Here is an 11,410-nt window from a genome sequence, read left to right on the forward strand (position 1 = left end):
GATGTGGTCCTACCGGGTGGTGGCCCCGTACCAGTTCGCGCGCACCACGCTGCCCGACACCACCGCCGGCCAGCTGCAGGACCGGCAGGTGCTGCTGCGGTTCCTGGCCGGCGGGGTCTGCGGCAGTGACCTGCCGGCGTATCGCGGGGTACGAGGCCGGCTGCCCGGCGACACCGGCGCCAGCGGCGCCGAGAAGGACGGCTACCCGATCCACGAAGTGGTGGGCGAGGTGATCGCCAGCCGGCACCCCGACCACCAGCCCGGGGATCGGGTGGTGGGCTGGGCCTCGGGCTTCGACGGTCTGATGGAGCGGGTGGTGACCGACGGCGACCAGGTGGCGCCCGTGCATCCGGCGATACCGCCGGGGCAAGCGGTCGGGCTGCAGCCGCTGGCGTGCGTGCTCTACGCCCTCGAGCAGCTGGGGGACCTGACCGGCCGGCATGTCGCGATTCTGGGGCAGGGCTCGATCGGGCTGTTGTTCTCCTACACCGCCAAAGCGGCGGGCGCCGCACGGATCACCGGCGTCGACCCGCTCGATCGGCGCGCGGTGGCCAAGCGCTTCGGCGTCGACACCGCGGTCCGCGCCACCAGCGACCGCTGGGTTAGCCACCTCGCGCCCGCCGATCGCCCGGACATCGTCATCGAAGCGGTCGGCCACCAGGTGGCCACGCTGGGGCATGCGATCGACGCGGCGGCCCCCGGCGGCACCATCTTTTACTTCGGTGTCCCCGACGACGACAGCTATCCGATCAGCATGCGTACCATGCTGCGCAACAACTTGACCCTGAAATCGGGGGTGACGCTGGAGCGGCGGCGGGTGCTGGATCTGGCCGCCCGGTTCGCCGCGCAGCATCCCGGGTTGCTCGGGGCGTACCTGACACACACGTTCGGGATTGACGACGTGCCGGCCGCGTTCGAGCTGGCGTGCCGGCCCGCCCCCGACCGGGTCAAGATCGCGATCGTCGCGTGATGTCGGCACTGCGGGATGCGTTGAGTCACCGAACCCCGATCTGGGGCGGGTGGATCACTGGGCCCACGCCGTCGGGGCCCGAGGAATTCGCCGCCGCCGGTTACGATTACGTGGGCTTCGACGCCCAACACAGCTACCTCGATGACGCCGATATCGCCGCCCTGCTGCGGCGTCTGGAACATCTGCCGATCGCGACGGCGGTGCGGCTGCCCTCGGCGGCGCCCGCTCCGATCGGCCGCGTACTCGACGCCGGCGCCGACGCGGTGATCATCGCCATGATCGAATCCGCCGACCAAGTGGCCGCCGCGGTGGCCGCCACCCGCTACCCGCCGTCGGGTGTCCGCAGCTTCGGCCCGCTGCGGGCCAGCCTCGGGCGAGACATTGCGGCGCTGCAGTCCCGGGTTGACGTGTTCGCGATGATCGAAACCGCCGCGGCGTTGCGTGAGATCGACCAGATCTGCGCGGTGCCGGGACTGTCCGGTATCTACGTCGGCCCCGCCGACCTGGCGATCTCGATGGGGGTGGACGTCGCCGCGGCGACCACCCACCCCGAGGTGCGCGACGCCATCGCCGCCATCCACCGCGCCGCGTCCGGCGCCGGGCTCATCACCGGAATCCACGCCGGCAGCGGCACGGTCGGTCGGGCGATGGCGCAGCTGGGCTATCAGGTGATCACCCTGGCCGCCGAATCCCAAGCGCTGCGCCGCGGTGCCACCGACCACCTCAACGAGGCAAGGGGACCACACTGAACGCCACCGCCGAGGACCGCGTCGCCCTGGTAACCGGAGCCGCCCGCGGCCAGGGCTGGGCCATCGTGCGGCGGCTGCGCGCCGAGGGCTACGCGGTCGCCGCCTGCGACGTCAACCGCGCCGAACTCGGCGCCGCCGTCGACGGGCTGGCCGACGACGCGGTGATCGCGGTGCCGCTGGACGTCACCGCGCCGTCGCAGTGGGATCACGCCGTTACCCAGGTGGTGGGCCGGTTCGGCGGGTTGACCGCGCTGGTCAACAGCGCCGGCGTGCTGCACCGGGCGTCGATCGCCGACGAAACAGTCGACGGCTTCGAAAATGCGTGGCGGGTCAATTGTTTGGGCGCCTTCCTGGGGATTCGCGCCTGCCTGGAGCCGTTGCGGCGCGCCGACGGCGCGGCCGTGGTCAACACCTGCAGCACCGGCGCGATCCGGCCGTTCCCGCAGCACAGCGCCTACGGATCGTCGAAGTGGGCGCTGCGCGGGCTGACCCAGACCGTGGCCGCCGAACTCGTGTCGTCCGGTATCCGGGTCAACGCGGTATTTCCCGGCCCGATCGCCACCCCGATGCTCGACGACACCACCCAGCAGCGGCTGGCGGCCGTCGCACCCGCGGGCCGGCTGGGCCGGCCGACCGAAGTCGCTGACGCGGTAGCGTTTCTGGTGTCCGCGCAGTCGTCCTTCATCACCGGGGCCGAACTCGTCGTCGACGGTGGGCAATGCCTACAGATCCGCTGAAACACGCGCGTCGCAATCCGTCGGTGGGCATTATCGGCGCCGGTCCGGGCGGGCTGGCGTTGGGAATCCTGCTGGCGCGTGCCGGGTTTGACGACTTCACCATCTTCGACCGCGAGGACGGGGTGGGCGGTACCTGGCGGATCAACACCTATCCCGGGTTGGCGTGCGACGTCAAATCGCATCTGTACTCCTACTCGTTCGACCTGAACCCGCACTGGTCGCGGCTGTGGTCCGGGCAAGCCGAGATTTTGGACTACTTCGAACGCTGCGCCGACGACTACGGCCTGCGACCGCATCTGCGGCTGCGCACCGAAATTCGGGCCGCCCGCTGGGAGGCGAGCACCCACCAGTGGTGTTTGACCACCAGCGGCGGCGCCGAGCACCGGTTCGACCTCCTGGTCTCGGCGGTCGGCCTGTTCACCCGGCCGGTGCTGCCGGATCTGGTGCACGAGGAGCCGTTCACCGGAACCGTGATGCACTCGGCGCGCTGGGATCACTCGGTTCGGCTCGACGGTGCGCGGGTCGCGGTGCTGGGCACCGGATCCACCGCCGCGCAGCTGGTGCCCGAACTGGCCAAAACCGCCGCCAAGGTCTACTCGGTGCAGCGCTCACCCACCTGGATCCTGCCCAAACCCGACCGGCACTACAGCCGCCGGGAGCGCTGGGTGTTCGCCCACATTCCGTGGGCCAAACGGCTGTACCGGACCCGGCTGTGGTTGCGCAGCGAGGCCAACATCTCGGTGATCGAGCACGGCAGCGACAAAACCCAGGAATTTACCGCCGTCGCGCGCCGGCTGCTGGAGACGACGGTGGCCGACCCGGAGCTGCGTCGCACGCTGACCCCGCAGCACCCGCTGGGCTGCAAGCGGCTGGTGTTCTCCTCGGACTACCTGCCCGCGTTGACCCGACCCAATGTGGAAGTGGTGAGCAGCCCGGCGCGGGCGCTGCGCCGCCGGTCGCTGGTGACCGCCGACGGCGCCGAACGCGACGTCGACATCGTGGTGTGCGCCACCGGCTATGCCGCCGCCGACTACCTCGGCCAGATCGAGGTGATCGGCGAACACGGCACGGTACTGCGGGAGGTGTGGCGCGACGGGGCGCACGCCTATCTGGGGATGACGGTGCCCGGCTTCCCGAACTTCTTCATGCTGTACGGACCGAACACCAACGTCGGCTCCAACAGTGTGATCTTCGTGCTGGAAGCCCAAGCCCGCTACATCGTGCGGGTCATGAAATATCTGCGGCGCCACCGCAAATCCTATGTGGCGGTGCGGCCCGCCGCGATGGCCCGGTTTTTGGCCAGCATCGACCGGTGGATGCACGGCACCGTGTGGACCACCCGGTGCAGCAACTACTTCCGGGCGGCCAACGGGCGGGTGGTCACCCAATGGCCGCGCAGCGCGCGGGCCTTCTGGGCGATGACCCGCCGATTCCGGCCCGGCGACTTCAGCTTCGCCCCGGCGGCGGTATCCGAAACCCGGGCGCCGTCCGTCGGGCACCGGTAGCGGCCATGCTGGATCCCGAACTGCGCGCGGTGGCGGCACCGTCGAGCCCGCTGTCGGCGCAGACGATCGGGCCGACCCGGGTGTCGCTGAACCAGCGGCGCCGCGCCGCCGCGCAGCGCACCGACACGACGGGCGTGACGATCCAGCCCGGCGACGCGGCCGGGGTCCCGGTGCGGATCTATCGCGGTGGCCCCGCGCCGGCCCCGGCGCTCGTCTACTGCCACGCCGGTGCGTTCGCGTTGGGCAACCTCGACACCGATCACCGGCAGTGCGTGGAACTGGCCCGGCGCGGGGGCTGCACGGTGGTGTCGGTCGACTACCGGCTCGCCCCGGAAAACCCGCACCCGGCCGCGCTGCAGGACGCGCTGACCGTGCTGTGCTGGGTGGTGGACACCGCGGCCACGCTGGGCGTCGACCCCACCCGGGTGGGCGTGGCCGGCAGCAGCGCCGGTGCCGCACTGGCGGCGGGCCTGGCGCTCCGTGCTGCCGACGGGGCGGCGCCGCCGGTGGCGGTCCAACTGCTGCACCAGCCGGTGCTCGATGACCGGGAAACCGAGTCCAAGACCCGGTTTCGGGACGCCCCAACGTTCGACGGGGCGGCCGCCGAGCTGATGTGGCGGCACTATCTGGGCGGTGCGGCGCCGTCGGCGCAGGCCGTCCCGGGCCGCCGGGAGTCGCTGGCCGGTGCGCCGGCGGCGTTCATCAGCTGCTCGGAGATCGATCCGCTGCGCGACGAGGCGGTGGACTACGCCCGGCGGCTGCTGGCCGCCGGGACCCGCACCGAGCTGCACGTGTTTGCCGGCACCTGCCACGGATTCGACTCGCTGCTGCCGGACTGGGCGGTGTCCGGGCAGCTGTTCGCGCTGCAGGGCCACGCGCTGCGGCGCGCGTTTGCGCTGGATTAGAAGGTGATCAGTTGGCGCACCGCGGTGCCGTCGGCGAGGCGGTCCATCGCCGCGTTGATGTCGTCCAACCCGATGGTGGCCGACACCAGCGACTCCACCGGCAGCCGGCCCGAGCGCCACAACGCCACGAAGCGGGGGATGTCGCGGGCGGGCACCGCCGACCCCAGGTAGCTGCCGATCAACGACCGTCCTTCGGCGACAAACCCCAGCGGCGCCACACTGATCCGCGCCTCCGGCGGCGGCAGCCCCACGGTGATGGTGCGGCCGCCGGGCGCGGTGAGCGCGATCGCGGTCTGCAGCGCGGCGGGATGTCCGGCGGCCTCGATCACCACCGCGGCCTTGACTCCGGCGTCGGTGGCCTGCTGCGGGGTGTAGGCCTCGTGCGCTCCCAGACCGGTTGCGGTCGCGAGTTTCTCGGGTAACTGGTCCACGGCGATCACCCGCACGTCGTCGTGGGCCAACGCGGTCAGCGCGGCGGCCATCCCGACACCGCCGAGCCCCACCACCACCACGGTCTGGCCCGGCCGCGGGAACCCCACATTGAGCACCGCCCCGCCGCCGGTGAGCACCGCGCAGCCCAGCAGCGCGGCCGCGGCCGGCGGGACATCGGGTGGCACGGCCACCACGCTGGCGCGGTGCACCACGGCGTGGGTGGCGAACCCGGACACCCCGAGGTGGTGGTAGACCGGCTGCCCGCGGCGGCTGAGCCGAATGCCGCCGTCCAGCAAGGTGCCGGCGCCGTTGGCCGCGCTGCCGGGCTCGCACGGCGTCAACCCCTCGGTGGCGCAGGCCGAGCAGTGCCCGCAGCGCGGCAAGAATGTCATCACCACCCGTTGGCCGACGGTCAGGTCGCCGACGGCGGCACCGACCCGTTCGACGATCCCGGCGGCTTCGTGACCCAGCAGCATCGGCACCGGCCGCACCCGGTTGCCGTCCACCACCGACAGGTCGGAGTGACAGACCCCGGCGGCCTCGATCCGGACCAGCAGTTCGTCGGGCCCCGGCGGGGCCAGCTCCAGGTCGTCGACCCGCAGCGGCCGGGATTCGGCGTAGGGCCGAGGCACCCCGATTCGCTCCAGCACCGCACCCCGGATTCCGGTCATGTTGGAATACAACCATGACAGACAGCTGCGGGCGGATGGAGCCGTCGGTTCCCGCCGGGTCCGAGCAGCTCACCAGCCACGACTTTCCGGTGCTGTGGCCGGTGCTGACCCGGTGGGCCGACAACGACATGTTCGGTCACCTCAACAACGCGGTCTACTACCAATTGTTCGACACCGCGATCAACGGTTGGATCAACACCAGCATCGACCTGGATCCGCTGGCCACGCCGTCGCTGGGCATCGTCGCCGAATCCGGCTGCCGGTACTTTTCCGAATTGCGGTTTCCGGAACGCCTCGTGGTGGGGCTGGCGGTGACCCGGCTCGGGCGCAGCAGCGTGACCTACCGGCTGGGCGTGTTCCGGGCCGGCGAAGAACTCGATGCCGGTGAGCCCCAGGCCATCACCGCGCTCGGCCACTGGGTGCACGTCTACGTCGACCGCGCCACCCGGCGGCCGGTCCCGATCTCCGACCCGATTCGGGAGCTGCTGGCCACCGCGTGCGTGTAGGGCTGCTTGGGCCCGTCGATATGCTGGCGCGCATGCCGATCGTGAGTAAGACCGTGGAAGTGGCCGCCGACGCCGCCTCGATCATGGCCATCGTGGCTGACTTCGAGGCGTATCCCCAGTGGAACGAGGAAATCAAGGGCCTGTGGATCTTGGCCCGCTACGACGACGGCCGGCCCAGCCAGGTCCGCCTGGACGCTTCGGTGTCCGGCTTCGAGGGCAGCTACATCCAGGCGGTGTACTACCCCAGCGCCACCCAGATCCAGACCGTCATGCAGCAAGGCGACCTGTTCAGTAAGCAGGAGCAGCTGTTTTCGGTGGTGGAGATGGGTGCGTCCACCCTGTTGACGGTCGATATGGACGTTGACACCCAGATGCCGGTGCCCAAGCCGATGGTCAAGAACATGATCAACAACGCGCTGGACCATCTGGCCAACAACCTCAAACAGCGCGCCGAACAGCTGGCCGCCGGGGCTTAACCCGCGCCGTTAACCCGCGCCGAGGCGTAAACCGCGCCGAGATCGACACCAGCGCGGAAAACTGCGAGTGGGCGCCACGCTCGCGTCGATCTCGGCGGGGTAGTGCGTGGCGGGGGAGTGCTCGGCGGCCCAGGCGGGGGGAGTGCCGGCGGGTTAGCGCCAGATGCCGCTGCGCTCCAGCTTGGCGGTCAGCCGCTGGGCGCCGTCGCTGAATTGCCAGCCGACGTGCTCGGCCACCGCCGCGGCGTCGCGGACGCGCAGCGCCGCGACCAACCCGCGGTGGTTATCGACCGCGGCCGCACCCCAATCCGGGTCGGCGGCGTACACCAACGCCGGCATGTAGCGGGCGGCGTGCAGCAGAAACCAGGCCAACTTGATCCGCCCGCTGGCCAGGTTGAAGGCCCGGTGGAAGGAAAACTCGATCCCGGCGATCGCCTCGGTGTCGGTGGACCCGACGGCCGCGGCCAGCAGGTCGGTGAGCCGGTCGAGTTCATCGATGTCGGCGTCGGTGATGCGATCGGTGGCGGTGACGGCCAGCTCGCGCGCGATCGTGGCCTGCAACCAAAAGATGTCGGCGATGTCTTGACGGGTCAACGGCAACACCACGTGGCCGCGATGCGGCTCCAGCTGCACCATGCCCTCGCCGCGCAGCTTGAGCAACGCCTCGCGCACCGGCGTGACGCTGACCCCGAGCTGCGCCGCGGTCTCGTCGAGCCGAATGAACGTCCCCGGCCGCAGCGTCCCGGACATAATGGCCGCCCGCAGGTGTCCGGCGACGTCGTCGGACAGCTGTGAGCGGCGCACCGCGGGCGGGGCCCCGGTCGGATGGGGGCCGTGGACTTGTCTTCTCGCCGCCAACGCCATAGTGTGACCCAGACAACACCAAATTTGATCAAATATCAACTTGCCCTAAATCACGAAGGGACCTACCGCGTTGACCGCCCAGTTACTTGGCCAGCAGACCTCCACCGAGCAGCCCTACCGTGCGCGACGGCAGAACTGGATTAACCAGCTCGAGCGGCACGCGCTGATGCAGCCCGACCGGCCGGCACTGAGGTTTCTGGGCAACACCGTGACGTGGGCCGAACTGCGCCGCCGGGTGGTGGCGCTGGCCGGTGCCCTAAGTCGTCGCGGGGTGGGATTCGGGGACCGGGTGATGGTGCTGATGCTCAACCGCACCGAGTTCGTCGAATCGGTGCTGGCGGCCAACATGATCGGCGCCATCGCGGTCCCGGTGAACTTCCGGTTGACACCGCCGGAGATCGCGTTCCTGGTTGGCGATTGCGAGGCGCGGATCATGATCACCGAGTCGGTGCTGGCGCCGGTGGCCGCCGGGGTGCGCGAGATCGCGCCGCTGCTCAGCGAGGTGGTGGTGGCCGGCGGCGACACCCAGGACGGTCTGCAAGGCTATGAGGACTTCATCACCGAGGTGCCGGATCCCGGTGCCTCGCTGGAGCTGCCCGACATCCCCAACGATTCGCCGGCGCTGATCATGTACACGTCGGGAACCACCGGGCGGCCCAAGGGCGCGGTGCTCACCCACACCAACCTCACCGGGCAGACCATGACCGCGCTGTACACCAGCGGCGCTGACATCAACAACGATGTCGGTTTTATCGGTGTCCCGTTCTTCCACATCGCCGGGGTCGGCAATCTGTTGACCGGGATGTGGCTGGGCACCCCGACCGTGATCCATCCGCTCGGCGCGTTCGACCCCGGACAGTTGCTTGACGTGCTGGCCGCCGAGAAAGTCACCGGCATCTTCTTGGTGCCCGCGCAGTGGCAGGCGGTATGCGCTGCCCAGCAGGCCAATCCGCGCGACGTGCGGCTGCGGGTGATGTCCTGGGGCGCCGCCCCGGCCTCCGACACCTTGCTGCGCCAGATGTCGGAGACATTCCCGGGCACCCAGATCCTCGCCGCGTTCGGTCAGACCGAGATGTCGCCGGTCACTTGCATGTTGCTCGGCGACGACGCGATCAGAAAACGTGGATCGGTCGGCAAGGTGATCCCCACCGTGGTCGCGCGGGTGGTCGACGAGAACATGAACGACGTGCCGGTTGGCGAGGTGGGGGAAATCGTCTACCGCGCACCGACGTTGATGAGCGGCTACTGGAACAACCCGGAGGCCACCGCGGAGGCGTTCGCCGGCGGCTGGTTCCATTCCGGTGACCTGGTCCGGATGGACGCCGACGGCTACGTGTGGGTGGTGGACCGCAAGAAGGACATGATCATCTCCGGCGGGGAGAACATCTACTGCGCCGAGGTGGAAAACGTCTTGGCCAGTCACCCCAGCATCGTCGAGGTCGCCGTAATCGGCCGGGCCGACGAGAAATGGGGCGAAGTACCGATCGCGGTCGCCGCCGTCGCCACCGACGACACGCAGCGACCGCTGCGCATCGAGGACCTCGACGACTTCCTCACCGAGCGACTGGCCCGCTACAAGCACCCCAAGGGACTGGAAATCGTGGACGCCCTCCCCCGCAACCCCGCGGGCAAGGTGCTCAAGACCGAGTTACGCGTCCAGTACGGCACCGCCGCGCCGCCCGATGAAAAAGGTTGAGTGTCAAGAAAATTTACAGATTGACATAATAATTTGTCACGAGCCGGGTTGGAAAAAACATCCAAATATCGGTTTGACCTGGACTAAGGACACAATCGTGCGGATGCGGTGCATACCCGGTTGGCCATCGGGTACAGTCCTGTGGTCTCTCTTACTACCGGAGAGTAGCGAGGTTGCCGTCACAGACGGATCTGGCAAGGAGGAGGGGTGCGACAGCGGTGACGGCGCCGGCAAGGACGGGCCTCTTCGATTACGTCCGAGAGCAGCTAGGGCCCCCGCTGACTATGGTCGGCGGGTTCTTTCGAATGTGCGTGCTGACCGGCAAAGCCTTGTTTATCCCGCCCTTTCAGTGGCGCGAATTCATTTTGATGAGCTGGTTCGTGATGCGGGTCGCGATCATGCCGACCATCGCGGTCTCGATCCCGTTGACCGTGCTGCTCATCTTCACGCTGAACATCCTGCTCGCGCAAATCGGCGCCTCCGACATTTCCGGGTCGGGCGCGGCTATCGGTGCGGTCACCCAGCTCGGACCGCTGACCACCGTGCTGGTGGTCGCCGGCGCCGGGTCGACCGCCATCTGTGCTGACCTAGGGGCCCGCACCATTCGCGAGGAAATCGACGCGATGGAGGTGCTGGGCATCGACCCCATCCACCGGCTGGTGGTGCCCCGAGTGCTGGCGGCGACCCTGGTCGCGACTCTGCTGAACGCGCTGGTGATCACCGTCGGGCTGGTCGGCGGTTTCATCTTCGGCGTCTACCTGCAAAACGTGTCGGGCGGTGCATATCTGTCCACCCTGACCCTGATTACCGGTCTGCCGGAAGTCGTGATCGCGACGGTCAAGGCGGCGACGTTCGGTCTGATCGCCGGCCTGGTCGGCTGCTATCGCGGGTTGACGACGCGGGGTGGCTCCAAGGGGTTGGGCACCGCGGTCAACGAGACCGTGGTGCTGTGCGTGATCGCGTTGTTCGCGGTGAACGTGGTGCTGACCACCATCGGTGTGCGATTCGGAACGGGGCGCTGAGATGTCGACCGCCGCCGTCCTTCGCGCCCGGTTCCCGCGGATTGCCGCCAATGTCGACCGCTACCCCGGCATGCTGGGGCGAGCGCTGGAGCGGATCGGGAAGCTGGCCTGGTTCTCGGTCGTCAGCGTCGGCCAGATCGGCTGGGCACTGCGCCGCTACCGCAAGGAAATGCTGCGGCTGATCGCCGAGATCGGGATGGGCACCGGCGCGATGGCCGTCGTCGGCGGCACCGTGGCGATCATCGGTTTCACGACGCTGGCCGGCGCCTCGCTGGTCGCCATCCAGGGTTTCGCCTCGCTGGGCTATATCGGGATCGACGTGTTCACCGGGTTTTTCGCCGCGCTGATCAATGTGCGTCTCGCCGGCCCCGTCGTCACCGGGATCGCGCTGGCCGCCACCGTCGGCGCCGGAGCCACCGCGGAGCTCGGCGCCATGAGGATCAGTGAGGAGATCGACGCGCTAGAGGTGATGGGCATCAAGTCGATCGCGTTCCTGACCTCCACCCGGGTGGTCGCCGGGCTGGTGGTGATCATCCCGCTGTACGCGATGGCGATGCTGATGTCGTTCGTGTCCCCGCAGCTGGTCACCACGCTGATCTACGGCCAACCCTCGGGTACCTACGACCACTATTTCCGGACCTTCCTGCGTCCCGACGATGTGTTCTGGTCGTTCGCCGAGGTCATCATGATCGCGGTGGTGGTGATGGTCACGCACTGCTACTACGGCTACACCGCCAGCGGCGGACCGGTCGGCGTCGGCGAGGCCGTCGGCCGCTCGATGCGGCTGTCGCTGGTCTCGGTGAATGTCGTTGTCCTACTGGCCGAGTTGGCGCTGTACGGCACCAACGCCAACTTCAACCTCACGATGTGAGCGCGC

At 69.1% G+C, this 11,410-nt stretch carries 12 protein-coding genes; 10 read left to right on the top strand and 2 right to left on the bottom strand.

Features of this window, described 5'->3' with window-relative positions; genetic code table 11:
- Position 1: 1 nt before the first annotated feature.
- Genes ACAG26_RS17965 through ACAG26_RS17985 form a run of 5 tightly spaced genes read left to right on the top strand, consistent with a single transcriptional unit; the run spans position 2 to position 4,866 of the window.
- Positions 2–970: a zinc-binding dehydrogenase gene (locus tag ACAG26_RS17965; RefSeq protein WP_370484423.1), complete on the top strand. Its 969-nt coding sequence runs from the start codon at positions 2–4 to the stop codon at positions 968–970.
- A complete protein-coding gene (locus tag ACAG26_RS17970; RefSeq protein ID WP_370484424.1) occupies positions 970–1,719 on the top strand; it encodes an HpcH/HpaI aldolase/citrate lyase family protein in 750 nt (249 codons plus the stop codon). The genes ACAG26_RS17965 and ACAG26_RS17970 overlap by 1 nt, the downstream gene beginning before the upstream one ends.
- On the top strand, positions 1,716–2,456 hold the full coding sequence (locus ACAG26_RS17975; RefSeq protein ID WP_370484487.1) for an SDR family NAD(P)-dependent oxidoreductase: 741 nt from the start codon (positions 1,716–1,718) through the stop codon (positions 2,454–2,456). The genes ACAG26_RS17970 and ACAG26_RS17975 overlap by 4 nt, the downstream gene beginning before the upstream one ends.
- Positions 2,438–3,961: a flavin-containing monooxygenase gene (locus ACAG26_RS17980; protein ID WP_370484425.1), complete on the top strand. Its 1,524-nt coding sequence runs from the start codon at positions 2,438–2,440 to the stop codon at positions 3,959–3,961. Before ACAG26_RS17975 ends, ACAG26_RS17980 begins: the two co-directional genes overlap by 19 nt.
- Positions 3,962–3,966: 5 nt before the next feature.
- Positions 3,967–4,866: an alpha/beta hydrolase gene (locus ACAG26_RS17985; RefSeq protein ID WP_370484426.1), complete on the top strand. Its 900-nt coding sequence runs from the start codon at positions 3,967–3,969 to the stop codon at positions 4,864–4,866.
- Here the strand turns inward: ACAG26_RS17985 and ACAG26_RS17990 are convergent.
- Positions 4,863–5,969, bottom strand: coding sequence for an alcohol dehydrogenase catalytic domain-containing protein (locus ACAG26_RS17990; protein ID WP_370484427.1), 1,107 nt, complete (start codon positions 5,967–5,969; stop codon positions 4,863–4,865). The two genes, ACAG26_RS17985 and ACAG26_RS17990, sit on opposite strands and share 4 nt — an antisense overlap.
- Before the next feature lie 35 nt (positions 5,970–6,004).
- Between ACAG26_RS17990 and ACAG26_RS17995 the strand changes: the two genes are divergently transcribed.
- Together ACAG26_RS17995 and ACAG26_RS18000 are read left to right on the top strand one after the other, a co-directional pair.
- Entirely contained in the window at positions 6,005–6,475 is a 471-nt protein-coding gene (locus ACAG26_RS17995; RefSeq protein ID WP_370484488.1) for an acyl-CoA thioesterase, read from the top strand.
- Between the two features lie 32 nt (positions 6,476–6,507).
- Positions 6,508–6,951 (top strand): SRPBCC family protein, encoded by a 444-nt coding sequence (locus tag ACAG26_RS18000; protein WP_370484428.1) that lies wholly within the window; start codon positions 6,508–6,510, stop codon positions 6,949–6,951.
- A 153-nt stretch (positions 6,952–7,104) separates the two neighbouring features.
- Here the strand turns inward: ACAG26_RS18000 and ACAG26_RS18005 are convergent, their stop codons facing one another.
- Positions 7,105–7,815: a GntR family transcriptional regulator gene (locus ACAG26_RS18005; protein WP_370484429.1), complete on the bottom strand. Its 711-nt coding sequence runs from the start codon at positions 7,813–7,815 to the stop codon at positions 7,105–7,107.
- 70 nt (positions 7,816–7,885) lie between these two features.
- Between ACAG26_RS18005 and fadD5 the strand changes: the two genes are divergently transcribed.
- The 3 genes from fadD5 to ACAG26_RS18020 all read left to right on the top strand — a co-directional run bounded on the left by fadD5 (position 7,886) and on the right by ACAG26_RS18020 (position 11,404).
- The gene (fadD5, locus tag ACAG26_RS18010) at positions 7,886–9,511 is read left to right on the top strand and encodes a fatty-acid--CoA ligase FadD5 (protein ID WP_370484430.1); all 1,626 of its coding nucleotides are present in this window, start codon (positions 7,886–7,888) and stop codon (positions 9,509–9,511) included.
- A gap of 284 nt (positions 9,512–9,795) precedes the next feature.
- Complete coding sequence (locus ACAG26_RS18015) at positions 9,796–10,533, top strand: MlaE family ABC transporter permease (RefSeq protein WP_370484431.1); 738 nt, start codon at positions 9,796–9,798, stop codon at positions 10,531–10,533.
- Position 10,534: 1 nt separating this feature from the next.
- Positions 10,535–11,404, top strand: coding sequence for an ABC transporter permease (locus ACAG26_RS18020; protein WP_370484432.1), 870 nt, complete (start codon positions 10,535–10,537; stop codon positions 11,402–11,404).
- The last annotated feature ends 6 nt before the right edge of the window (positions 11,405–11,410 follow it).

Source organism: Mycobacterium sp. pUA109 (genome assembly GCF_041287095.1).
Lineage (GTDB): Bacteria > Actinomycetota > Actinomycetes > Mycobacteriales > Mycobacteriaceae > Mycobacterium.